This is a genomic window from Streptomyces sp. B93 (genome assembly GCF_018070565.1).
Lineage (GTDB): Bacteria > Actinomycetota > Actinomycetes > Streptomycetales > Streptomycetaceae > Streptomyces.
This window is the reverse complement of record NZ_JAGPXL010000006.1, coordinates 178,477-199,184: the sequence shown is the minus strand read 5'-3', so window position 1 is coordinate 199,184 and position 20,708 is coordinate 178,477. Positions and strand designations below refer to the sequence as shown.

Annotated in this window: 27 protein-coding genes; 5 read left to right on the top strand and 22 right to left on the bottom strand. The window is 70.6% G+C overall.

What is annotated here, in order from left to right:
- Positions 1-96 precede the first annotated feature (96 nt).
- The gene (locus KBY47_RS08560; protein ID WP_210920361.1) at positions 97-858 is read left to right on the top strand and encodes a phosphoglyceromutase; all 762 of its coding nucleotides are present in this window, start codon (positions 97-99) and stop codon (positions 856-858) included.
- Between the two features lie 78 nt (positions 859-936).
- Here the strand turns inward: KBY47_RS08560 and KBY47_RS08555 are convergent, their stop codons facing one another.
- The 16 genes from KBY47_RS08555 to KBY47_RS08480 form a co-directional block, all read right to left on the bottom strand.
- Positions 937-2,172, bottom strand: coding sequence for a site-specific integrase (locus tag KBY47_RS08555; RefSeq protein WP_210920432.1), 1,236 nt, complete (start codon positions 2,170-2,172; stop codon positions 937-939).
- Positions 2,173-2,260: 88 nt separating this feature from the next.
- On the bottom strand, positions 2,261-2,509 hold the full coding sequence (locus KBY47_RS08550; RefSeq protein WP_210920360.1) for a helix-turn-helix domain-containing protein: 249 nt from the start codon (positions 2,507-2,509) through the stop codon (positions 2,261-2,263).
- Positions 2,510-2,598: 89 nt separating this feature from the next.
- Positions 2,599-4,020, bottom strand: coding sequence for a phage/plasmid primase, P4 family (locus KBY47_RS08545; protein WP_210920359.1), 1,422 nt, complete (start codon positions 4,018-4,020; stop codon positions 2,599-2,601).
- The gene (locus KBY47_RS36365) at positions 4,017-4,373 is read right to left on the bottom strand and encodes a hypothetical protein (protein WP_247694388.1); all 357 of its coding nucleotides are present in this window, start codon (positions 4,371-4,373) and stop codon (positions 4,017-4,019) included. The genes KBY47_RS08545 and KBY47_RS36365 overlap by 4 nt, the downstream gene beginning before the upstream one ends.
- Complete coding sequence (locus KBY47_RS08535) at positions 4,370-5,275, bottom strand: bifunctional DNA primase/polymerase (protein WP_210920358.1); 906 nt, start codon at positions 5,273-5,275, stop codon at positions 4,370-4,372. Before KBY47_RS08535 ends, KBY47_RS36365 begins: the two co-directional genes overlap by 4 nt.
- Positions 5,276-5,361: 86 nt before the next feature.
- The gene (locus tag KBY47_RS08530) at positions 5,362-5,634 is read right to left on the bottom strand and encodes a hypothetical protein (protein ID WP_308405084.1); all 273 of its coding nucleotides are present in this window, start codon (positions 5,632-5,634) and stop codon (positions 5,362-5,364) included.
- A 4-nt stretch (positions 5,635-5,638) separates the two neighbouring features.
- Positions 5,639-6,127, bottom strand: coding sequence for a hypothetical protein (locus tag KBY47_RS08525; RefSeq protein ID WP_210920357.1), 489 nt, complete (start codon positions 6,125-6,127; stop codon positions 5,639-5,641).
- 14 nt (positions 6,128-6,141) lie between these two features.
- Positions 6,142-6,315, bottom strand: coding sequence for a hypothetical protein (locus KBY47_RS08520; protein ID WP_210920356.1), 174 nt, complete (start codon positions 6,313-6,315; stop codon positions 6,142-6,144).
- Positions 6,316-6,329: 14 nt separating this feature from the next.
- Positions 6,330-6,794 carry a hypothetical protein gene (locus KBY47_RS08515; protein ID WP_210920355.1) on the bottom strand — a complete coding sequence of 155 codons (465 nt, stop codon included), beginning with the start codon at positions 6,792-6,794 and terminating at the stop codon, positions 6,330-6,332.
- Positions 6,795-6,998: 204 nt separating this feature from the next.
- Positions 6,999-9,131, bottom strand: a complete 2,133-nt coding sequence (locus KBY47_RS08510; protein ID WP_210920354.1) for an FtsK/SpoIIIE domain-containing protein — start codon at positions 9,129-9,131, stop codon at positions 6,999-7,001.
- 104 nt (positions 9,132-9,235) lie between these two features.
- Entirely contained in the window at positions 9,236-9,553 is a 318-nt protein-coding gene (locus tag KBY47_RS08505; RefSeq protein ID WP_210920353.1) for a hypothetical protein, read from the bottom strand.
- Positions 9,553-9,900, bottom strand: coding sequence for an RRQRL motif-containing zinc-binding protein (locus tag KBY47_RS08500; RefSeq protein WP_210920429.1), 348 nt, complete (start codon positions 9,898-9,900; stop codon positions 9,553-9,555). Before KBY47_RS08500 ends, KBY47_RS08505 begins: the two co-directional genes overlap by 1 nt.
- A complete protein-coding gene (locus KBY47_RS08495; RefSeq protein WP_210920352.1) occupies positions 9,900-10,760 on the bottom strand; it encodes a protein spdB in 861 nt (286 codons plus the stop codon). The genes KBY47_RS08500 and KBY47_RS08495 overlap by 1 nt, the downstream gene beginning before the upstream one ends.
- The gene (locus tag KBY47_RS08490; protein ID WP_210920351.1) at positions 10,757-10,951 is read right to left on the bottom strand and encodes a hypothetical protein; all 195 of its coding nucleotides are present in this window, start codon (positions 10,949-10,951) and stop codon (positions 10,757-10,759) included. Before KBY47_RS08490 ends, KBY47_RS08495 begins: the two co-directional genes overlap by 4 nt.
- On the bottom strand, positions 10,948-11,217 hold the full coding sequence (locus KBY47_RS08485; protein ID WP_210920350.1) for a DUF6284 family protein: 270 nt from the start codon (positions 11,215-11,217) through the stop codon (positions 10,948-10,950). Before KBY47_RS08485 ends, KBY47_RS08490 begins: the two co-directional genes overlap by 4 nt.
- A gap of 184 nt (positions 11,218-11,401) precedes the next feature.
- Positions 11,402-11,824: an NUDIX hydrolase gene (locus KBY47_RS08480; RefSeq protein WP_210920349.1), complete on the bottom strand. Its 423-nt coding sequence runs from the start codon at positions 11,822-11,824 to the stop codon at positions 11,402-11,404.
- A 727-nt stretch (positions 11,825-12,551) separates the two neighbouring features.
- Here KBY47_RS08480 and KBY47_RS08475 point away from each other — a divergent pair.
- Both KBY47_RS08475 and KBY47_RS08470 read left to right on the top strand, forming a co-directional pair.
- Complete coding sequence (locus KBY47_RS08475) at positions 12,552-13,325, top strand: GntR family transcriptional regulator (protein WP_210920348.1); 774 nt, start codon at positions 12,552-12,554, stop codon at positions 13,323-13,325.
- Entirely contained in the window at positions 13,322-13,891 is a 570-nt protein-coding gene (locus KBY47_RS08470) for a GNAT family N-acetyltransferase (protein ID WP_210920347.1), read from the top strand. The genes KBY47_RS08475 and KBY47_RS08470 overlap by 4 nt, the downstream gene beginning before the upstream one ends.
- Before the next feature lie 463 nt (positions 13,892-14,354).
- Here KBY47_RS08470 and KBY47_RS08465 read toward each other — a convergent pair whose 3' ends face one another.
- The 5 genes from KBY47_RS08465 to phoU form a co-directional block, all read right to left on the bottom strand.
- Entirely contained in the window at positions 14,355-15,500 is a 1,146-nt protein-coding gene (locus KBY47_RS08465; RefSeq protein WP_210920346.1) for an RNA polymerase sigma factor, read from the bottom strand.
- A gap of 8 nt (positions 15,501-15,508) precedes the next feature.
- Complete coding sequence (locus KBY47_RS08460; RefSeq protein WP_210920345.1) at positions 15,509-15,916, bottom strand: YciI family protein; 408 nt, start codon at positions 15,914-15,916, stop codon at positions 15,509-15,511.
- A 176-nt stretch (positions 15,917-16,092) separates the two neighbouring features.
- The gene (locus KBY47_RS08455; RefSeq protein WP_210920344.1) at positions 16,093-16,341 is read right to left on the bottom strand and encodes an SCO4226 family nickel-binding protein; all 249 of its coding nucleotides are present in this window, start codon (positions 16,339-16,341) and stop codon (positions 16,093-16,095) included.
- A 142-nt stretch (positions 16,342-16,483) separates the two neighbouring features.
- Positions 16,484-16,651 carry a hypothetical protein gene (locus KBY47_RS08450; RefSeq protein WP_210920343.1) on the bottom strand — a complete coding sequence of 56 codons (168 nt, stop codon included), beginning with the start codon at positions 16,649-16,651 and terminating at the stop codon, positions 16,484-16,486.
- A gap of 217 nt (positions 16,652-16,868) precedes the next feature.
- On the bottom strand, positions 16,869-17,582 hold the full coding sequence (gene phoU, locus KBY47_RS08445) for a phosphate signaling complex protein PhoU (protein WP_210920342.1): 714 nt from the start codon (positions 17,580-17,582) through the stop codon (positions 16,869-16,871).
- 349 nt (positions 17,583-17,931) lie between these two features.
- On the opposite strand from phoU, the gene KBY47_RS08440 reads away from it, so the two are divergent.
- Positions 17,932-19,215 (top strand): cell wall metabolism sensor histidine kinase WalK, encoded by a 1,284-nt coding sequence (locus KBY47_RS08440; protein WP_210920341.1) that lies wholly within the window; start codon positions 17,932-17,934, stop codon positions 19,213-19,215.
- The gene (locus KBY47_RS08435) at positions 19,212-19,892 is read left to right on the top strand and encodes a response regulator transcription factor (RefSeq protein ID WP_004929857.1); all 681 of its coding nucleotides are present in this window, start codon (positions 19,212-19,214) and stop codon (positions 19,890-19,892) included. The genes KBY47_RS08440 and KBY47_RS08435 overlap by 4 nt, the downstream gene beginning before the upstream one ends.
- Positions 19,893-19,983: 91 nt before the next feature.
- Here the strand turns inward: KBY47_RS08435 and KBY47_RS08430 are convergent, their stop codons facing one another.
- Entirely contained in the window at positions 19,984-20,643 is a 660-nt protein-coding gene (locus KBY47_RS08430) for a DUF461 domain-containing protein (protein ID WP_210920340.1), read from the bottom strand.
- Positions 20,644-20,708: the final 65 nt, after the last annotated feature.

The window sequence follows — 20,708 nt, the reverse complement described above, 5'->3', positions numbered from 1 at the left end:
GCTACCCATTACCGCCGGCCCCACGCGGCCGCCCCGCGTTGTCCGGCCCCCGGTCACCCGCGCGAGCGATCACCCCCGTCGATTACGCTCGGGCCCATGGCCGACGCACCGTACAAGCTGATCCTCCTCCGCCACGGCGAGAGCGAATGGAACGCGAAGAACCTGTTCACCGGCTGGGTGGACGTCAACCTCAACGAGAAGGGCGAGAAGGAGGCAGTCCGCGGCGGCGAACTCCTGAAGGACGCCGACCTCCTCCCCGACGTGGTCCACACGTCCCTCCAGAAGCGCGCCATCCGCACCGCGCAGCTCGCGCTGGAGGCCGCCGACCGCCACTGGATCCCCGTCCACCGCTCCTGGCGCCTCAACGAGCGCCACTACGGCGCCCTCCAGGGCAAGGACAAGGCCCAGACCCTCGCCGAGTTCGGCGAGGAGCAGTTCATGCTGTGGCGCCGCTCCTACGACACCCCGCCGCCGCCGCTCGACGTCGACGCCGAGTACTCCCAGTTCTCCGACCCGCGCTACGCCACCCTCCCGCCGGAGCTGCGCCCCCGCACGGAGTGCCTCAAGGACGTCGTCGTCCGCATGCTCCCCTACTGGTTCGACGCCATCGTCCCGGACCTCCTCACCGGCCGCGTCGTCCTCGTCGCCGCCCACGGCAACAGCCTCCGCGCCCTGGTGAAGCACCTCGACGGCATCTCCGACGCCGACATCGCGGGCCTGAACATCCCCACGGGCATCCCCCTCGCCTACGACCTCGACCCCAACTTCAAGCCCCTCAACCCGGGCGGCACGTACCTCGACCCGGAGGCGGCCGCGGCGGCGATCGAGGCGGTCAAGAACCAGGGCAAGAAGAAGTAGAGTTTGTGATCATGCCTTCCACCTGCGCATACGGCGCGGGCGGGAGGCATTTTCGTGTCCTGGGACCACTCTGGGACCTCAGCCCTCCGGTTCCTGCGGTCGGAGGGCCCGCCCAAGAGCCTTCCGGGCGCGGTCCCGACTGCTCGGCATGAGGTGCGCGTACACCTTCAGGGTCAGACCCGGGTCGGAGTGACCGAGGTACTCGGCAAGGGCCTTGATGCTCTCCCCGGAGTCCAGCAGAACGGACGCGTAGAAGTGCCTGAGCGCGTGCATACCGTGCTCGCGGGCGGCGGCGTGCTCGCGGCTCTTGGCTTGCGGGATCACGCCCACCTTGGCCAGCGCGGGCTTCCAGTGGTCCTCATTCAGCGACGTACGCCAGACGTGCCCACCGTTGGGCCCGCTGAAGATGAGCCGCTTGGTCACCGGCTGTCCGTTCGCGCGCATCCACGGCAGGGTGACCTTGACGGGCGGGAAGCGCTCGATGTGCGCCCTCAGCGCGTCCGCCACGGGGTCCGGCAAGGGGACATCACGGAGCTTCCCACCCTTGGGAGGCGCGAACACAGGCTTGCTCAGGCTCAGCTTCAGTTGCTGCACCACGTGCAGAGTGCCGCCCTCGAAGTCGACGTCATCGACAGACAGGCCGATGATCTCCCCCTGTCGTAGGCCACACCCGGCACCGACGTCGACCATGGTCCGGAAGCGCTCCACCATGGCGGCCCGCATCGCGAAGACGCGTTCCGGGGGCCAGGGGACTACGCGACGCGTGCCCATCTCCGGGAGCGTCACCGTGCGTGAGTTGCAGGGGTTCCGTCGCAGGTACCCGTCTTCGACGGCTGCGGAGAGCACGGCGCGGACGTTGGAGAAGATCACGCGGGCGTACGCGCCGGACATGCCGGACGCTTCGAGCTGCGTCACGAACTCGCGGATGTGGCTCGGCTGGAACGACCCGAGCCGATGGGAGCCGATGCGCGGGAACGCGTGCCGCCTGAGCTGAGAGTCCATCGAGGCTCGGGTGTTGGGGTCGCCGCTCTGGCTGGCAAGCCACTTCTCGGCGAACTCCTGAAAGGTCGTACGGGACGCGTTCGGGTCGATGAAGTCGCCGCGCGCCACATCCGCCGTGATGCTGCTCAGCCACTGCTCGGCAAGGCGCTTCTGTCCGTCCGGGAACGACTTCCCCTTCCGCTTCCCCTCGGGGGTGAAGTAGCGCACCCGGTACCGCATCCCCGTGCCGTAGCGGTCGGTCTTGACTCGGACGGTCTTTCCGTCAGGGTTGGTCTCGGTCTTGAACCAACGGTCCTGAATGCTTCCTGCCATGGTCAGGCTTGTCCCCTCTGGGCATGGGACGGGGAGGGCCACAGGGTGACCCTCCCCGAGGGATTGGGTGGTGCAGCAAGGAACCGCGCTACGCGGCGCCCTGCTCGGCGCTCTTCCGGCCGGTGACGTAGGCGCGCACGTCGGCGGGGTCGTAGCGGACGTGCTTGCCAACGCGGAAGCCGGGAGGGCCGGTGCGGTTCCTACGCCACTGGTAGACGGTTTCCTTGGGCACCTCGAACATCTCGGCGATGTCGTCGGGGGTGAGGTACCGGTCCGGGAGGCCGCCCCGGAGGGTCGCGCGGGGGTCGGCCGGGGGCGGTGGGGCGGTCGCGCTCATGGCGTCCTCCACAAGTGGGAAATACATTGCGCTGAGTCGTGACTCATCGCGACTCAGCGCGTCTCGGAGGGGTGTTGAGTCGCGATGAGTCACGACTCAGGCAGATGTGGTGCGGACTGGTTGAGGGTGATCCCGTTGTAGGTGGCGACCTGTCGGCCGTAGGTGTCCCGGGGGCGGGTGCGGCTGAGCTGGGGGACGACGGAGAGCAGGTTGCGGCCGAACATCTGCTTGGTGCCGACCGCCTTCACGCCGTTGTCTTCGGCCCACTCGCGCCAGACGGCCCACAGGGTGTTGACGGGGACGCTGCATGTGGGTCCGGTGGTGCAGCGCTCGCGGATGAACGCGGACGTGGGAGATGCGGTGTCCTGCATGGTGGTGACCGCTTCACGGCTGGAGACCGGTTCGGTGATCCGGCCGGTGGCTTGCAGGCGGGCGAGTCCGTTAAGGGCCCAGTTGATGATGCCGGGCATCTCGGCGGTGAGCCGTTCGGTGAGGGTGGGGTCTTCCTTGCCCAGCCACGAGACGGTCATGTTGAGGACGATGAAGCGGCGGGCGATGACGCCGGAGGAGTCGCCGAAGTAGGGCAGCTCGTTGGACAGGATCATCAGCCGGGTGGGCAGCTTGCCCGTCCAGGGCTGGCGGTACTTGCGGTCGATGTCGATGGTGTCCTCACCGGAGATGGTGAGCAGGCGTTCGACGACTTGGCTGTTGTTGTCGCTGCCGGACAGCCGGGCATCGGAGATGACCGCGAGGGGCTTGCCGACCAGGGTGGACAGCCCGAAGTTCGTGCCCAGTCCGGCCAGCGTCGGCCCGGCAAGGTTGTCCTTGCCGACCAGCTCTTTCAGCACGCGGGCGATGGTGCCTTTCCCGGAGCGGGACGGGCCGACCATGAGCAGGATCTTCTGCTGGTCGGTGCGGCCGGAAAGGACGTAGCCGAACCACTCCTGAAGCGCGGTGATGGCGTCCGGAGCGTCGGGCCAGATCTGCGCCAGGAACCGCTCCCAGGTCGGCGCGGTCGCTGCCGGGTCGTAGGGGAAAGGGACGGAGACGAGGTTGAAGAACTCGGGGGTGTGCGGGAGCAGGGCGCGGTCGCGGATGCGCAGCAGTCCGTTCGCGCACGCCACGATCGGGCCCCCGTCCGACACGGTGTCGTCGCCCTGGTTGATCCAGGCAGGGGCGTCGGTGTCGGTGGGCAGCAGGGTGATGGCCCCGAGGGCATCCAGAAGGTTGCTGATCTTCTGCTTGGTGGGGGCCCAGTCGCGCTGTTCGGGCTGTCCGTCCTTGCCGGGGGCGCTGTAGGTGGTGTGTTCCAGGCGGGTGTACAGGGCGGCGCGCATCTGCGCTTCGTCCAGCTCCCGCCAGCACGTTCCCGTCCAGCGCATCCATGAGCCGCGCCAGCGCCGGACGATCGGGCGTCCGTCGCTGGTCTGCCAGTCGGGAAGCAGGCGCCGGGCCACGGCGAGCGGGTTGGACGGTGCGGGCAGTTCTTCCAGGGCTTCCGGGCCGGTCATGCGGCGGTCCTCCCTTCCTGGGGGCTGCGCAGCGGGCAGGTGTCGCGGTGAGCGGTGTGGTCGGCGATCAGGGCGAGCACCCGGCGGCGACCAACCGCGCTGCGGTCGCGTCCGCACTCGCACCGGGAGGTGGCGGTGGGCACCGCGCCGCGCGGGGCGCGGATGTGCAGCCATGCCACCGGGTAGCGGCCGTCGCCCTGCTGCCCGTCAGGGCGAAGGGCAGTTCGGACGCCCTTGCGGGCGGCGCCTTTCGGCTCGCCCACGGCCGTCTGGGGTGCGGCCGGTTGGGCGGGGTCCGGGCTGGTGGGGGTGGGGGTGATGCTCTTCAGGTGGGGGCGGGTGGGGGCGCTCATGCCGCGTTCCTCTGGCCCTGGTTGTGGGTGATGGACCAGTTGAGGGCGCTGCGCAGGGTGGAGCGGCATTCGGCGGCGGTGAGTCCGGCCGTCTCGCCTCCCTCCTGAAGAGCCTGCTCAACCACGTGTCGGGGGAGGTCGCCCCACGCGACGAAGCGACCCAGGGCGCGCGCCGCGCGGAACAACGTGGCTTCCCGCTCGCCGACTTGGGCGGTGGCGACGTTCCGGGTCTCGTTGGCGAGTGCTACGTCCGCATACCTGCGGGATTGCCCCAGTGCGGCCGTTGAGGGGACCTGAGAGGGCTTGGGGGCGGGTTGGAGGATGCTCAGCAGCCATGAGGGCACAGCGGCCGTCTCAGGGCCGCTCAGCGGCTCGTAGGTTCCGGTGGGGAGGATGCTGCCCGCGCCGACGACGTACCCGCCCCACGCCCGGGTGTCCACGGATGCGGCGACGGTCCCCGCCGTGCTGGCCAGCCGCACCCCGTCGGGGGTGGTGAAGTACAGGTGGGTTCCGCCGCTGGTGGTCCGCACGCGGTAGGTGTGGGGGACGGCGTGCCCGGCGCGCTCGCAGAGCGCTTCAAAGGTTGTCGCACCGTCAGGTGCGTCCCAACTGCCCTTGTGCTCTGGCGTGTCCAGGTCGACCACCAGCAGACCGGATGGGCCGGTCGCGATACCGACGTTGAACGGCGCGTGCGACCAGGCGGCGCGGATGCGGTCGGGGTCGGTGGTGGCGCGCTGTTCCCACTTCAGGTGCCCGTGCGCGCACGGCCCGGTGCGGGTGCACGCCTTCTCGCCGTGCAGGGCGGGGCGCTTGCTGCGGGGGCGTAGGGGGAAGACGTGCCAGCCGTGTTCGGCGGCTTCCAGCGCCGCATGTAGCAGCGCGGTTCGGGGGTCATGGGTCATGCTGGAGGTCTCCAGTTCCTTGACGGGTACTGGCTGGCAAGGGCGGCCCCGGTTCTTGGCGGAATGGGGGGCCGCCCTTGGCGTAGCTAGAACGGGGGTTCGTCGCTGTAGCGGCGGGGGGTGCGGTGCGGCCAGCGGGGCAGGGGCAGCAGGGTGATGGGCCGTGCGGTCCAGCAGTCGCAGAAGTCGATGTCGGTGCCCTCGTACTCGCCGGTCGCGGGGTTGCCGTAGTCGTAGGAGATGCCGCCCGTGCCCTGGCAGTCGGGGCAGTCGGGGCGGGGGGTGTCGATGAGGACCAGGGCCGGGCGCGGGCAGTAGGTGCGCTGGATGCGCAGTCGGGACAGGGTGCGGCGCATCATGTGGTCAGCTCCGTTCCTGGTTGTGGGCGTACTGGTGGCGGACGTAGCCGCGCGGGTTGCTCTCGGCCTGCTCGGCGAGGTGGGGGGCGAGGTGCGGCCGGTCGGTGTCCAGCAGCATCAGGGCCGCCGCTTCGGCGGTTTCGGTGGTGTCGCTGCTCGTGGCGTCGGGTTCGTCGAGCAGGGCGATGCGGTCGAGTAGGGCGGCTTTGCGCAGGTAGAAGTGCCGGTCGAGTTCGGTGTAGCACTCGGCGTCGGCGAGGTAGCGGGCCGTCCATCCGATCTCGCTGTTGATGCTGGGGGCGTTGGCGTAGGCCTGCTCGGGGGTGGGCCAGTCCTGCGGGGCGGGGCGGTGGTCGGCGGTGAGGTAGAGGCGGGTGCGCTTGCCGTCGCGGGTCGGGTACCGGCGCGCGTCGCCGGTGGTGAGCGCGGACGTCAGGGCGGCGGTGATGCGGTCGGTGTCGGTCGGGTCGCAGATGACGCGGATTTCGAACACGCGGGGTTCTCCTGTCAGCCGTGGAAGCGGTTGGAGCTGGGGTGCTGGTCGCACCAGTCCTCAGCGCACACCTTGTGGACCGGTTCGCGGTCGTGGCTGCGCATGGGGGTGGGTTTGCCGCAGAGCACGCACGGCAGGTCGCGGGAGACGTCGAAGTGGCGGGCGTCCCGCCAGTCGAGAAACGCCATGACAGCCTCGGGGCTCAGCCGTAGAACTTGTTCCGCTTGATCACGGCCCGGCGGATGTTCACCGTCGTGCCGCTCTTGTGACCGCTCGCGCTGAACACCTGCACGGCGATCCAGCCGCCGAAGATCACGGCGGCGAGGATGATGAGCTGGCCGATGAGCGCGGTGAGCGCGGCGATGAACGAGGTGAGCAGGATCAGGCCGCCGCACACGGCGAGGAAGCCCACGCCCCCGAGGGCGACGTTCACGGCCGCGCGGGAGACGGGCGGCTTGGCCGCGACCGGTGCGGGCTGCATGGGGTTGATGGCGTAGCCGGTGACGACGCGGCCGTCCGGCAGGACGATGCTCGCGACGGCCGGGACGGCACTCGGGTGGACGGGGACGACCGGCGCCGGGTGGATGGCGGCGGGGGTGATGGGGGTGGGCTGGTGGACTTCCACGGCCCGCTGGGTGGTCGGCTGGTGGGTGTGGTCGGGGTACATGCGGAATCCCTTCCGGGCATGGGTGGGGGAGGTGGTGGCACCCCCTGCCGGGTGGCGTGTTCAGGGGGTTTCAGGGCCCTGAGCTGGGGTGCCTCCCCGCCTCCCCGAGTTGATGTTTTCGCTGATCAGCGTGGGGGATGCGGGGTGGGGAGGTGGTTGGGGAGTTCTCCCCGCCTCCCCACCCCGGGCGGGTGTGCCTCCCCGCTACTCGGCGGCGGAAGCGGAACCGTCCGTGTCGCGGGTGGCGAGCGCACGGAGGACGTGTTCGCGGTGGACGACCATGCGGCCGTGGGACTTCTTCGGTTCCTCGCCGTGGGCTTCCAGCACCCGCTTCAGGTCGCCGTTCGTCCACCCGCCGTAGGCGTCCTCGTTCAGCGCGGCGAGCCGCTTGAGGACGTCGGTGGTGGGCAGGCGGGTGCTGTCGCCGAGGGCGGCGGCGATGTCCGCGAGCGGGTCGCGCTCCTCACCCCGCTCGACAGTCCGCAGCGTGGTCACCCCGTCGCGCAGCATCTTCGCCCGCTCCGCGATCTCGGCGGCGGGTTCGTCGTCGATGAAGTGGGTGCGCACGGTGATGGAGGACTGGCCCTTGGGCATCTCGATGCCGTCCGAGGCGACGACCAGGGTCCCCTTGTCCAGCCCCTGGCGCAGCAGGTGCGGCGCGGCCCCGTCATCGACCGCCTTGTCCCCGAGCGCCATGCGGGACTGCGACTCGGTGCCCACCACGAGGGAGGCGCGGGTGTGGGCGCCCTCGCGGACCAGCTTGGGCAGGTTCTGGTCGGTGGGGTCTTGGGTGCCCTGCCACATCAGCACGTCCACCGCCCGCCCCTGGTTGTGGATCTTACGGACCGCCATGAAGTACCGGGAGGTGGCCTTCGAACCGCCGTAGGGGCGCTTGTCCTTACCGACGACCGGGCACATGAACGCCACCTGCGCTTCGTCCACGATGACGATGAGCGGCGGGAACGTCGCGGCCGGGTCGGTGCGGCGTACCTCGATGCGTCGGTTCATCTCCCGCACCGCGTCCTCCACCATCTCGGTCGCCTGGATGACGTGGTCATCCGAGGGACCCTGGATGAGGACTTCGGCAATGCCGTCGAACATGGCCCAGTCACCGACGCCCTTGAGGTCAGCCATCCAGAACTGAACCGACCGGTCCAGCGCCAGCCACAGCGCCAGCGAACGCAGGGAAGCGGTCTTGCCCTGGTTGGAGCGGCCCGTGACGAGCACATGGCGTTGATACAGGCTCAGCTCCGCTGCGTCCCCGCGCAGGTTCCGGCCCCACGGCGCGCGGCCGGTCCTGTAGTTCGCGGTCAGGGTGTCGTCGGTGACCAGCGGGGACGGACCGATCGGCTCATCCAGCGCACCCGAGTCCGCGATCCACAACCTGACGGTCCGCGCGGCCTCGGGGATGGTGATGAACACCTCGTGCTCGTGCCGGGACAGGTTCTCCGCGAGCTTGCGGCGCCGCTGCTGGATCTCGACGGTAGACACCTCCAGAGGCAGCAGCACGTCGACTTCCACACCGCATCCGGCGATCACGATCGGGGACAGCATGGCGGCGCCCCCGTCGTCCATGTCCTTGATGGCCTTGCGCAGGGCAGGCAACCCCAGGTGCCCCAGGGCCTTGACGACGATGGACGGGGTGATCGGCTCACCCTCGGCGCTGCGGGCGTTGGCGGGCAGAGCCCATTGGGGTGCGGCCTGCTGGTTGCGTCCGACGGCCCACAGGGCGAGCAGGGCGAGGAACGGGCCGATCGTGAGCGCCGGACCCCACACCACCTGCACGATCCGGATGAGCAGGCTGATGAAGTCGATGGTGGCTTCCAGCGGGGTCAGCACATCGATGGGGTTGCCGGTGTTGATGGCCATGACGACCCCGAGGGCGATCAGGGTGCCGATGCCCATGCCGGTGCCCACGGCGGCGCCCTTGGCGGCTTCCACGGGCGAGTGCAGCAGGTCCATACGGCGGTGATGGCGGGCGGTGCGGAAGCGCTGAAGGCGTTCCTCCCACTCTTCGGCGGCTTCCAGGTTTCCCGCGGCTTCCGCCGCCCGGATCATCCGCTCATAGCGGGCCCCGGTACGCCCGTCCCAGGTGCGGCGCGCGACGATCCGCCCGCCGTTGAACGTGTACATCCCGTGCCGGACAGCCGCGCGGACGGTGGCGCGGGTGCGCTCGTGCGTGACGGCACCCTTGACGGCGCGCCCGGAGCGCACCCACAACGGCACCGGCACGGCCGGAGCGTCCGGGGCGGGGTCGGGGACCACGGTCAGCCGGGTCACGGCGTCCTCGGCAGGCAGGTCGGTGGGCTTGTGGAGGTGGACGACGTTCTCAGACATGCTGGGAGATCTCCTGACTGCCCCCTGAGCTGGGGGCGGGAGTTGAGGGAGAGACGGGGTGGCCGTGTCCATGGCAGGGGCGGCCACCCCGGTTGAGAGGCTGGTCACCACCAGCCGGAGGACTTGCGCTTGGCCTTGTCGCGGGCGGCTTCGGTGATGAGCCGCTGACGCTCGCCGTGCAGCGCGGTCAGTTCCGCGTTCAGCCGCATCTCAGCGGCACTGCCGGTGGTGTCCATCTGCTGTTCCGCCCGCCCGGAACTGCGGCCCCGGGCGACGCGGTACGAGCCGCCCGCCAGGGCGCGGGCCATCGCGCGGCGCTCGTGGCCGTTGAGCGGCCACCACTCGCCCCGGCGGACGGCTTCCAGCTTCTTCACCGTCTGCCGGATCTCCCGGTCAAGGCGGCGGATGTCGGAGTTGCCCATCAGGCAGTCCCTTCGGCTACGGGCGGGTTGGGGTAGGCGCAGGGCACGCACATGCCGAGCGAGGTGGGGATGACGTAGCCCGCGTCGCGTCCGCACTCGGGGCAGCGGCGGCGGGCAGCGTTGGCCTTGGCCAGAGCCGCCCACCGCGCATCCGTCATCGGGCGGACGGGCTTGGCCATGTCGACGCGGTACAGGTGCGCGACCAGCGGCGGGCGGCGGCGCCGGGGGCGTTCAAGCTGCGCGGCCACCTGCTGGCCACCAGGGCGCAGACCCGCCGCGCGGAGTTGGCGGCGGGTGGCGTAGCCGTCCGGGGCCAGGCGCCACCGGAACACCGGCAGCGCCCCCATCAGACGACGCGCTTCCACGCGGCCCGCAACCGCACCTCAGACGCAGAGTGACCGGCGGCACGGAAACGGGCGGCCATCTCGCGGTAGGACAAGGCGGGGTCTTCGCTCCGGCGGATCTCGTCCACCACGACGTCCAGGGCGTCATCGGTGAGCGCCGGACCAGCCTCCAGCGAACGCCCCGCCAGCGGCTCCATCAGACCCCACACAGGCAGCTCCCAGCGGGGTGTGTCGTGGGGTGTGACGCGGCCCGTCACGCAGGTCAGCGCCCGTCCGGTGTCCTCACCAATCCGGGCGGTCTCCAGCGTCGACCACGCCCCGGCGAGGGTCTGCGCGGTCTTCGCCTGCACCCGTGCGACGCGCGCCCCTGCTTCGGTCACGGCCGTCAGCCGGGTCTCTTCGGTGGCGGCTTCCGCCCGCAACCGGGCCCGCGCTACGGCCGCCTCGTCGCGGGCTTCCTGCTGGATACCCCGGATCGCTCCGAGGGCGGTCGGGGTGAGCGCGGTGCGCTCCCACAGGCCGTGCACCAGCCACAAGGCCTTGGCCGCGACCGGCAGCCAGGCCACGGCCAGCCACGCGCCGACCGCGTGGTCGGCGGTGAGGGCGTGTACGACCAGGACGGCGGTGGCGAGCAGGCCGAACAGCCAGCCCACGGCCGTCACGGTGCGGGAGTGGTCGCCCTGCGCGGCCAGACGGCGCTCATAGGCGAGGGTGGCCAGCCATCCCCCGTCGATACCCAGACCGACGACCACGGCGACCGGCCACGGCACCGCCGCGCCGAGCCACATCACGACCACGGCGAGGGTGAGGACCATGGACACGGCCGTCATCGCGACGGCGGGCAGAACGGTCTTGGCGCTCATGCCACACCCCTGTTCCGGCGGCCGTGGGCCACCCACCCGGCGAACTGGAGGGCGAAGCCGACCGCAGCGACCGCCATGAGCGGGCGGTGACCGGTCGCCAGCGTCGCCAGCGAACCGGCGAGCGCGGCGGCGATGCCGGTGAGGATGAGGACCAGGGCAAAGCCCTTGGGGGTCGGGGTCTGGTTGCTCATGCCGCACCGCCCGGCAGGCTCACGCCCCGGCGGCGGTTGGCCAGCGCCCGCCGCTCAGCGAGCACCCGGCGCCGGGCCCGGCGGATGCGGCGGGCGTCCAGCTCGGTCGGGGTGCGGTCGAGGGTGATGATCTGCGCGTCCAACAGGTCGACGTCCGCCAGGATGACGGGCATCTCCTGCTCGATCGCGTCCAGCTCCGCAGTCGTCGGCTCCGTCCCCGGAGCGAACTCGGTAACAGCGTCCTGAAGTGTGACGATGGGGTTCATGGGTCGTGGTCTCCCTAGCAGGTGAAACGGCCCGAACAGCACCCCCGGAGTAGCCCCTCCGGGGGTGCGCGCGGTTGGAGGTAAGCAGCCGCGCGTCGGCGCGGCACGGCCGCCAGAGCGCGGCCGGAGTGCCCCCGCCGGGAGTCGAACCCGGCGTTGCGACCATCGGGGCGGAAGGGGCTGGTCAGGTGGTTCCCGTGGCCGCAGCGAGAATCTCGGCGTGGTCGAACGCGAGCGGCGGCAGGTCACTCAGGGGCCACCATTCGGCGCGCGTCGCGTCGTCACCGGCCTCGACGATCGTTCCGGGGATGACGGTGAGGTGGTAGGCGACGGTGACGTACCGGCCACGCGGGTCACGGTCGGGCTGGTCGAACGTGCCGACCTGGCGCAGCTCTTCCGGCGCGGCGTGCACACCGGCCTCTTCGGCGAGTTCACGCGCGGCGGCGACGCGGCTGGTCTCGCCGGGGTCGACGTGACCACCGGGCAGCGCCCACCGGCCCTTGAACGGGTCCCAGCCGCGTTCGACCAGCAACACGTACCCGTCAGTCGTGGTCACAACAACGTCAGCGGTGTAGCGGATGGTCTCGAAGGTCTCGATGCAGGTCATGCCAACTCCTGATCTGCTCAGTTGAAGCAGCGGCGTTTTCCGGCTCCCCGCGCTCCCGCCCGTACGCCCTCGCCTCACGGCGGGGCGGACGGGCGGGAGAGGCAGCCGACCGCAGCACCGAATGCTGCGGGCCGAAGTGGACCGGGCTTACAAGTCAGGCACCGCGCGGCCAGTCCGTCGCGGCGGCGCCTTGGTATGTCGTCGGCTCACAACCGACCTCCCACGGATCGCGGGGACACGGCTTCACCGGTACGCCGTTGCCACGGAGCACCGGTCCCGAGCCGGGAGAATCGGGCGCGTCATCGTCACTGCTCTGACGCCAGCAGGGCGGCGCGCACCAGGTGGCAGACACCGGGTTGACCTCCCGTGAGGAAGGGATGATCCCGGGGGCTGTTCTCCAGAGCTGACACGCAGGGCGGGACAGGTTCCCCCGCCTCGAAGTGGCCACCAGCGGCCATCACCCGGGCCGTTGCGGGGACGGGGACTCACTTCCCGTCGAATCAACACTCTGTTGAGTTCTCAACCAACGGGCGCTTCCTTCGTACTCACCCCTGCGGGCTTTCCTCCGGGCGTCGCCGCAGGTGGGTGCACACTTGAGGGTGTTGCACCACCTGCTCAGCTTGTTGGTACAAGCTGACGCAGTGATGCTGCACCCACGGACAGTGAGTCGTCAAGGGGGTTGGCCTACATGTACCAACAAGTTGCGCGAGTGCGTCATGATGAGGGCATGAGCAAGCAGCCGAAGTACCGGCAAGTCGCCGATGCCCTGCGCCGCGAGATTGACAACGGCACCTTCCCGCCGGGGTCGCGGCTGCCTTCTGAGCACGACCTACAACAGCGGTTCGACGCGTCCCGGAACACAGTCCGCAACGGGCTGAGCTTGTTGGTCAGCGAGGGACTGCTGACGTCCAGCCAGGGACTTGGCTACGAGGTCAAGTCTCACGAGGTGTTCGAACTCAACGCGTCCCGGTTCGAGAATCTGAACTTTCCGCAGAACGGGGATTCGTACAACACCGACGTCACCAACGCAGGTCGACGGCCGCACCAGAGGTTCCGGGTCGAGATGCTGCCAACGCCAGAGGAGATCGCCCAGCGACTGGACATTGCGACAGGGGCGAAGGCGGTGCTGCGGTTCTGCCACCGTTTCGTGGACGACGTCCCTTGGTCGACGCAAGCGACCTACTACCCGTCGTGGCTGGTCGACGCGTCGCCGCGACTTGCCGAGCCAGGGGACATCGAAGAGGGAACTACGCGGTATCTAGCCGCTCAGGGCATCGTGCAGGTTGGGTACTTCGACGAGATCGCCGCGCGTATGCCGACCCCAGAGGAGGCACGACTGTTGGAGATCGGCGCCGGAGTGCCAGTGCTGCTCTGGACGCGTACCGGCTACTCCGCAGAGCGACCCATCCGATGCACCATCACCACGTTCCGGGGCGACCTCAACCGGATGAACTACGAGATCGGCGACCTGACCGCCCGAAGCGAGAACGAGCCTCAGTGAGAATCATCCCCGCCTGCCCAGACGACGTTGCCCGGCTGCTCGCCTTCCGTGAGGAGGCCGCAGCCTGGCTTTCCCGTCTCGGCACTGACCAGTGGCGCCGACCCTACCCCGCTGACAAGTTGCTGGAGACTATCGAGGCGGGAACCGTCTTCATGGTGGTGGATGGCCCCGCTACGGTCGCGACCATCACCCTGACCCCTGACGCTGAGCCAGGCCTCTGGACCGAGCAGGAGCTTGCGGAGCCTTCTCTGTTCATCAACAAGCTCACGGTCGCGCGCTCCCATGCTGGGGCGAACGTCGGGGGGCGCCTGCTCGATTGGGCGGGCGATCGGGCCTACCGGGCCGGAGCCAAGTGGCTGCGTCTGGACGCGTGGACGACCAACGAGGGGCTTCAGGCGTACTACCTTCGGCAAGGCTTCGAGCACGTTCGGACAGTCCTTGAGGGAGTGGCCATGAACGGCGGCCCTCGGGTGTCCGGCTGGCTTGCTCAGCGCCCAACGCGTCCCGCAGAGCACGGTTTCACCGACGACACTCCCAAGCCGGGCGAGGGCTGCTCCTCTTCGTGAGTGAGCCCGGGGCGACGTCCGGGTCCACTCTGGGCCCTCCAAGGACGGCCGACGACGACCAACAACGACCAATGACGACGGCTCAACCGCAGGTCAGCCCTGGTCCGCAACCCGTTGACCAGGGCTGAAAAACGGGCCCGCCAGACCCAGGGCAAGAAGAAGTAAGCCCGCACGCGCACGCCCTCTCCCTGCGGGTTATCCACGGGGGGAGGGCTTGTTCGTGGGACCGGCCGCCAGGGAGGGGTTTCGTGGGGTGGTTGCGGGTGTTGTGGGATGTGGGGTTCGTGGTTGTTTGCGGGGTTGTGGCGTTCAACGTCCGTGACTCTGCGTGGCGTATACACGGCTTTGCGGCTGAGCGGGTCGGGATGAGCCGTCTTTTTACGCCGACGACCGTGAGGCTTACGGCCGGGGTTCTTGGGGCCGTCGTGGGCACGGAAGCGGTCGTTCGGCTGTGAGTTGGGGGTCAGGCGCGTAGGTGGGTGTTCAGGCGGGACGCCTGGCGGGTGAGGTGGTTGCGTTCGGGGAGGGTGGGGGCCTTGTGGGCCGCCTCCGTGTAGAGGCGGGCCGCTGTGGGGAGGTCGCCCGCGCGTTCGTGGAGGTGGGCCGCGACCGCGGTCCAGCGGGGGAGGGCGGGGTCCAGGGCGGACAGGGCCGTGAGGCCCGCCTGGGGGCCGTCGGCCTCGCCCACGGCGACCGCGCGGTTGAGGCGGACGACAGGGCTGTCGGTGAGGCGGGTCAGCTCGTCGTACCACTCCACGATCTGCACCCAGTCGGTCTCGGCGGCGTGGGGCGCGTCGGCGTGCAGGGCGGCGATGGCGGCCTGGGCCTGGAACTCGCCCAGCCGGTCGCGGGCGAGGGCGGCCTGGAGGATCATGACGCCCTCGGCGATCAGGCGGGTGTCCCAGCGGCCCCGGTCCTGCCCCGCCAGCGGCACCAGGCTGCCGTCGGGCGTGGTCCGGGCGGCGCGTCGGGCGTGGTGGAGCAGCATGAGGGCGAGCAGTCCGGACACCTCGGGGTGGTCCACGGCCGCCGCGAGCTGCCGGGTGAGCCGGATCGCCTCGGCGGCGAGGTCGACGTCGCCCGAGTAGCCCTCGTTGAAGACCAGGTAGAGGACGCGGAGGACGGTGGCCACGTCGCCGGGGCGGTCGAAGCGCGCGCCGGAGACCGTGCGCTTGGCCCGGCTGATGCGCTGCGCCATCGTCGCCTCGGGCACCAGGTAGGCCCGGGCGATCTGGCGGGTGGTCAGGCCGCCGAGGGCGCGCAGGGTCAGGGCGACCGCCGAGGCCGGGGTCAGCAACGGGTGCGCGCAGAGGAAGTAGAGGTGGAGCGTGTCGTCCATGGAGGGCGCGGGGCCGGGAGGCGGCTCCTCCTCCACGCGGTCCTCGCGCCTGCGGCGGGCGGCCTCCGAGCGCGCCGCGTCGAGGAACTTGCGCCACGCCACGGTGATCAGCCAGCCCTTGGGGTCCCGCGGCTGGTCGGTCGGCCACACCCGGAGCGCCTCCACCAGCGCGTCCTGCACCGCGTCCTCGGCCGCCGCGAAGTCGGCTCCGCGGCGGACGAGGACGGTGAGCACGCTCGGCGTGAGGCTCCTGAGGAGAACCTCGTCCATCGAGTGCGTCACTCCGTGATCGTGGGCGGGGCGGCCAGGAACGGGCGCACCTCCAGCCACTCGTGGATCGGCTTGCCCCCCGCACCGGGCGCGGCCGACAGTTCCCCGGCCAGCTCGACGGCGCGCTCCTCGCTGTCGACGTCGATGACCACCCAACCGGCGATCAGGTCCTTGGTCTCGGCGAACGGGCCGTCGGTGACCGGCGGGCGCCCCTCACCCTCGTACCGGACCCACATCCCCTCGGGGGCCAGCGCCTGGGCGTCGACGAACTCGCCGGTCTTCTCCAGCCGGGCCATGAAGTCGTGCATGAACCGCATGTGCGCCGAGATCTCCCCGGGGCTCCACTGGTCCATCGGCACGTCGTTGACCGCCGCCGGGGCGCCGCGGTAGTGCTTCAGCAGCAGGTACTTGGCCATCGTGCTTCTCCTCGGTGCTCGTGCGGCCCATTGTGGTCGCGCTCACCCCGGGGACGGAGGCGGATGACGGTTCTCGACATCGCCGTGTGGTTCTTTTCCCGCCGGGCTTCGTCGAGAACACGGCTCGCCGCCCGCGCGTCGTGCGCGGACGGCGTGGCTCAGCACCTACCTGTCGGTCAGATCGACAACGGCACCGGGTGGATCTCGTCCGGCGCGTGCCCCGTCCGCTCGTGGATGCGCTGCACCGCCTCCGCCGACGGAGCCGCGGAGAGGCAGTAGACCGTTCCGGACTCCGGGTCGGCCCAGGCGCGCTCGAAGTGCACGCCCTCGTCCTTCTCGATGGCGAGGTCCGCGTTGTGGGCCTCGCGCAGCCCCTCGGCGGTGATGCCCTTCATCCCGTGGTGGACGTCCATGAACTGGGGCATGATCTCTGCCTCCCTCCGTCCTCGGCGTGCTCTCACCTTCCCGTACCCCTTCCATGCTGCGCCCGGGCGGCGAGCCTGGCGAACGGGGCGGTGGACGCGATGACGGGCGGGGCGATGCGAAGTGGTGGCGGGCGGGTCTCCGTCAGCCGCACTGGCAAGGGCCGCCCGACTGACAGCCGCAGCCGCAGCCCGAGCCGCAGCCGCAGGCGGCGACGAGGGGCAGGCTCCTCAGGTCCGCGGGCTGCTCGGTCGGCTGCTGCCGGGTGGGGTCCGGGGTCGGGGCGGGCGGGGTGGTGGGGGAGTCGGGCATGGTCGGTCCCTCCTGGAGGACGGTTCCGCTACCTGCACCTGGCTCCGTACGGCGCCGGTGCCTTGCCCATTGCATGCCCGCTCCACTGGGCGCATCAACGGCGCACAGTGGCTCACGCACGCCCCGGCCCGGCAAGGGCGCAGGCGCACCCGCCTCTCCCCGGCAGGGGCGCCCCCACCCGGCCCGGAGAACGCGCACCCCACCCGGCCCCGCCCGGTCAGCCCTCCTCGGCCGCCGGCATCGGCGGTACCTCCGGCTGGATCTCCGGCTGCGTCTCGGCCTGCAGCTCGTCCGCGTGCTCGCCGGTGACCAGGAAGACGACCCGCTTGGCGACCGACACCGCGTGGTCGGCGAACCGCTCGTAGTAGCGGCCCAGCAGCGTCACGTCGACGGCCGTCTCGATGCCGTGCTTCCAGCGCTCGTCGATCAGGTGCTGGAACAGGGTGCGGTGGAGGAGGTCCATCGCGTCGTCGTCCTGTTCGAGCTGGAGCGCCAGGTCGACGTCCTTGGTGACGATGACCTCGGCCGCCTTGGCCATCAGCCGCTGGGCGAGCTGGCCCATCTCCAGGATGGTGGCGTGCAGGTCGTGCGGGACCGCCCGCTCCGGGAACCGCAGCCGTGCGAGCTTCGCCACATGCTGGGCGAGGTCGCCGGAGCGCTCCAGGTCGGCGGACATGCGAAGCGAGGTCACCACTATCCGCAGGTCCGTCGCCACCGGCTGCTGGCGCGCGAGCAGGGCTATGGCACGGGCCTCCAGGTCGTGCTGGAGTTCGTCAACCCGCTTGTCCGCCTCGATCACGCTCTCGGCCAGCTTCAGGTCGGAGTCGAGGATGGCCGTGGTGGCGCGCCCGATCGCCGACCCGACCAGCCGGGCCATCTCGACCAGTCCGTCGCCGATCGAGTCCAGTTCCTCGTGGTACGCGTCCCGCATCAGGGTTCCTCTCGTGCGTCTCTTTCGGGTGGTTCCGGACACCTTCCGGCACCTCTCCAGGCCCCCGGCGAGGGGCCGGGGAGACGTCCCGGAAGGGGTCCGAAGAGTGGTTCCGCCGGGGCCCCGACGATCCGGAACCGGCTCGGCCCCAGCCCTACCCATGAGCCGGAAAGCCCATGGTGAAACCGGCGCCGTTCCCCCCACGCTCCCACGATCCGGCCTCTACGCGTCCGTTTCCGCCACCCCAAATGAACCACCACTGGCTCCAAGGTGAACTCTGGGCGACGAGTGTTCGAGCTGGTGCTCGGACGACTGTAGGCACCGCGGAGGGCATGCCTAACCTGGAGGCATGGACGTGAACGCGGCGGTCGCCGCAGTGGCAGCGATCGCCGGTGTGCTCACCGGCGTGATCGCCATGCTGGCGTTCCGTTGGAGCGAACGCGACCTGAAACGCCCCACCCGGACCTCCCTGCACACCGACCCGGTGCTCCCGCCGGGCGTGGACACCGTGCTGTCGGTGCTGCGCTCCTCCGCCGTCGTCCTCGACGAAGCGGACGCCGTGGTCAAGGCCAGTTCGGCGGCGTACGCCCTCGGACTGGTCCGCGGCGGCAGGCTGGCCGTCGAACCGATGCTCCAGATGGCCCGCGACACCCGGCGCGACGGAGAGATACGACAGGTCGAGCTGGACCTGCCCCGGCGCGGCTCCGGCCGCGGCGAGGCCCTCGCGGTCTCCGCCCGCGTCGCCCCGCTCGGCTCCCGGCTGGTGCTGCTGCTGGTCGAGGACCTCACCGAGGCCCGCCGCATAGAGGCGGTCCGCCGGGACTTCGTCGCCAACGTCAGCCATGAGCTGAAGACCCCGGTCGGCGCGCTCTCCCTGCTCTCCGAGGCCGTCATGGACGCCTCCGACGACCCCGAGGCGGTGGAACGCTTCGCCGGGCGGATGCAGATCGAGGCGACCCGGCTGACCAACCTGGTGCAGGAGCTGATCGACCTCTCCCGGGTGCAGAACGACGACCCTCTGGAGGACGCCGAGCCGGTCCGGGTCGACGAACTCGTCGCCGAGGCCGTCGACCGCTGCCGCCACACCGCCTCCCACAAGCAGATCACCATGGCCGCCGGAGGCACCGCCGACCTGCACGTCTGGGGCCACCGCGGACAGCTCGCCGCCGCGCTCGGCAACCTCGTGGAGAACGCCGTCAACTACTCGCCCGCGCGGACCCGCGTCGGCATCGCCGCCCGCAGGGTCGCCGCACCCGGCGGCGACCTGATCGAGATCGCCGTGACCGACCAGGGCATCGGCATCTCCGACAAGGACAAGGAGCGCATCTTCGAGCGCTTCTACCGGGTCGACCCGGCCCGCTCCCGCGCCACCGGTGGTACGGGACTCGGGCTGGCGATCGTCAAGCACGTGGCCGCCTCGCACGGCGGGGAGGTCACGGTGTGGAGCTCCGAGGGACAGGGCTCCACGTTCACCCTGCGGCTGCCGGAGGCGGGCGCCGCCCGTGACCGGGCCCACCAGCACCCCGCCGTCGACGACGAGGACGACGACGGTCAGTCCGCTGACCCAGCCCGTTCCTCGTCCCCTGACTCACCCCCGTACAGAACACTTCCCGCTCCGGAGGTCCTTCCGTGACCCGTGTGCTTGTCGTCGAGGACGAGGAGTCCTTTTCCGACGCCCTGTCGTACATGCTCCGCAAGGAGGGCTTCGAGGTCGCGGTCGCGACCACGGGGCCCGACGGACTCGACGAGTTCGAGCGCAACGGCGCCGACCTCGTTCTCCTCGACCTGATGCTGCCCGGCCTGCCGGGCACCGAGGTCTGCCGCCAGCTGCGCGGCCGCTCCAACGTCCCCGTGATCATGGTGACCGCCAAGGACAGCGAGATCGACAAGGTGGTCGGGCTGGAAATAGGAGCCGACGACTACGTCACCAAGCCGTTCTCCTCGCGGGAGCTGGTCGCCCGCATCCGCGCCGTGCTGCGCCGCCGCGGCGAGCCCGAGGAGGTGACCCCGGCCGCCCTGGAGGCCGGTCCGGTCCGCATGGACGTCGACCGGCACGTGGTCACCGTCGGCGGCACCAAGGTCGACCTGCCGCTGAAGGAGTTCGACCTGCTGGAGATGCTGCTGCGCAACGCGGGCCGCGTCCTGACCCGTATGCAGCTCATCGACCGCGTCTGGGGCGCCGACTACGTCGGTGACACCAAGACCCTCGACGTCCACGTCAAGCGCCTGCGCGCCAAGATCGAGCCGGACCCGGGGGCGCCGCGCTACCTGGTGACGGTCCGGGGCCTTGGCTACAAGTTCGAGCCGTAAGCCGTGAACCGCAGGCCGTAGGCGGTACGACGAGGAAGGGCGGGACCTCTCGGAGGTCCCGCCCTTCTCGTTGTCCTGCGCCCTACGGCGCTCAGTGGCCCGTGGTCTCCTCGGTACCCTCGGCGCCCTCAGCACCCTCGGTGCCCTCCGCCGTGGCGGTCGCGTCCGGCGAGGCGCCCTCGGTGGCCTCCGGGGACCCGGAAGCCTCCGGCGACTCCTGCTGCTCCGGCGACTCGGCGGCCGGGGTCGGGCCCCACGAGGCGTAGTAGCCCTCGGCCGGGACGATGAAGGCGGCCAGCGTCACGTCGCCGGTCCTGCTGAAGGAGAAGGTGACCTTGTGGGCGTCGCCGTCGGTGAGGCTGGCGCCGTCGGAGAGGACCGCCGAGGCGTTGTCCGGGCCGCCGATGATGATCGAGCCGCCCGCCGGTACGGTCAGCTTGCCCTCGCCCCCGGCGGGGGACAGCTCGACCGGACCGCCCAGGCCGTCCACGGTGATCGAGTCCAGGGTCTGCGGCTTGGAGCCGCTGTTGAAGACGGTCGCGGAGATCGCGGCCGGTCCGGTGGCCTCGGCCTCCGGCTGGGTGATGACGACGGCGTTCTGGATCTTGATGTCCCCGACGCTGGTGGCCGCGTTGTCCGGCTTGATCTCCAGGGTCTGGGCGTTGTTGCCGGCGCCGCAGGCGGCGAGCGAGGCGATCGAGAACGCGATGGCGGAGGCGGCGAGGGCGCCGCGTCGAAGGCTGCTGCTCACGGCGGCGGCAACTCCTTGAACGCAGGGGCGGCTGTCCTTGTAAAGCCACCCTAAGGATCTGTCAG

Bases quoted from the DNA above. Each gene is read 5' to 3' on its own strand.
- KBY47_RS08560 (WP_210920361.1), top strand. From the start codon at position 97: ATGGCCGACGCACCGTACAAGCTGATCCTCCTCCGCCACGGCGAGAGC.
- KBY47_RS08555 (WP_210920432.1), bottom strand. From the start codon at position 2,172: ATGGCAGGAAGCATTCAGGACCGTTGGTTCAAGACCGAGACCAACCCT.
- KBY47_RS08550 (WP_210920360.1), bottom strand. From the start codon at position 2,509: ATGAGCGCGACCGCCCCACCGCCCCCGGCCGACCCCCGCGCGACCCTC.
- KBY47_RS08545 (WP_210920359.1), bottom strand. From the start codon at position 4,020: ATGACCGGCCCGGAAGCCCTGGAAGAACTGCCCGCACCGTCCAACCCG.
- KBY47_RS36365 (WP_247694388.1), bottom strand. From the start codon at position 4,373: ATGAGCGCCCCCACCCGCCCCCACCTGAAGAGCATCACCCCCACCCCC.
- KBY47_RS08535 (WP_210920358.1), bottom strand. From the start codon at position 5,275: ATGACCCATGACCCCCGAACCGCGCTGCTACATGCGGCGCTGGAAGCC.
- KBY47_RS08530 (WP_308405084.1), bottom strand. From the start codon at position 5,634: ATGATGCGCCGCACCCTGTCCCGACTGCGCATCCAGCGCACCTACTGC.
- KBY47_RS08520 (WP_210920356.1), bottom strand. From the start codon at position 6,315: ATGGCGTTTCTCGACTGGCGGGACGCCCGCCACTTCGACGTCTCCCGC.
- KBY47_RS08515 (WP_210920355.1), bottom strand. From the start codon at position 6,794: ATGTACCCCGACCACACCCACCAGCCGACCACCCAGCGGGCCGTGGAA.
- KBY47_RS08510 (WP_210920354.1), bottom strand. From the start codon at position 9,131: ATGTCTGAGAACGTCGTCCACCTCCACAAGCCCACCGACCTGCCTGCC.
- KBY47_RS08505 (WP_210920353.1), bottom strand. From the start codon at position 9,553: ATGGGCAACTCCGACATCCGCCGCCTTGACCGGGAGATCCGGCAGACG.
- KBY47_RS08500 (WP_210920429.1), bottom strand. From the start codon at position 9,900: ATGGGGGCGCTGCCGGTGTTCCGGTGGCGCCTGGCCCCGGACGGCTAC.
- KBY47_RS08495 (WP_210920352.1), bottom strand. From the start codon at position 10,760: ATGAGCGCCAAGACCGTTCTGCCCGCCGTCGCGATGACGGCCGTGTCC.
- KBY47_RS08490 (WP_210920351.1), bottom strand. From the start codon at position 10,951: ATGAGCAACCAGACCCCGACCCCCAAGGGCTTTGCCCTGGTCCTCATC.
- KBY47_RS08485 (WP_210920350.1), bottom strand. From the start codon at position 11,217: ATGAACCCCATCGTCACACTTCAGGACGCTGTTACCGAGTTCGCTCCG.
- KBY47_RS08480 (WP_210920349.1), bottom strand. From the start codon at position 11,824: ATGACCTGCATCGAGACCTTCGAGACCATCCGCTACACCGCTGACGTT.
- KBY47_RS08475 (WP_210920348.1), top strand. From the start codon at position 12,552: ATGAGCAAGCAGCCGAAGTACCGGCAAGTCGCCGATGCCCTGCGCCGC.
- KBY47_RS08465 (WP_210920346.1), bottom strand. From the start codon at position 15,500: ATGGACGAGGTTCTCCTCAGGAGCCTCACGCCGAGCGTGCTCACCGTC.
- KBY47_RS08460 (WP_210920345.1), bottom strand. From the start codon at position 15,916: ATGGCCAAGTACCTGCTGCTGAAGCACTACCGCGGCGCCCCGGCGGCG.
- KBY47_RS08455 (WP_210920344.1), bottom strand. From the start codon at position 16,341: ATGCCCCAGTTCATGGACGTCCACCACGGGATGAAGGGCATCACCGCC.
- KBY47_RS08450 (WP_210920343.1), bottom strand. From the start codon at position 16,651: ATGCCCGACTCCCCCACCACCCCGCCCGCCCCGACCCCGGACCCCACC.
- phoU (WP_210920342.1), bottom strand. From the start codon at position 17,582: ATGCGGGACGCGTACCACGAGGAACTGGACTCGATCGGCGACGGACTG.
- KBY47_RS08440 (WP_210920341.1), top strand. From the start codon at position 17,932: ATGGACGTGAACGCGGCGGTCGCCGCAGTGGCAGCGATCGCCGGTGTG.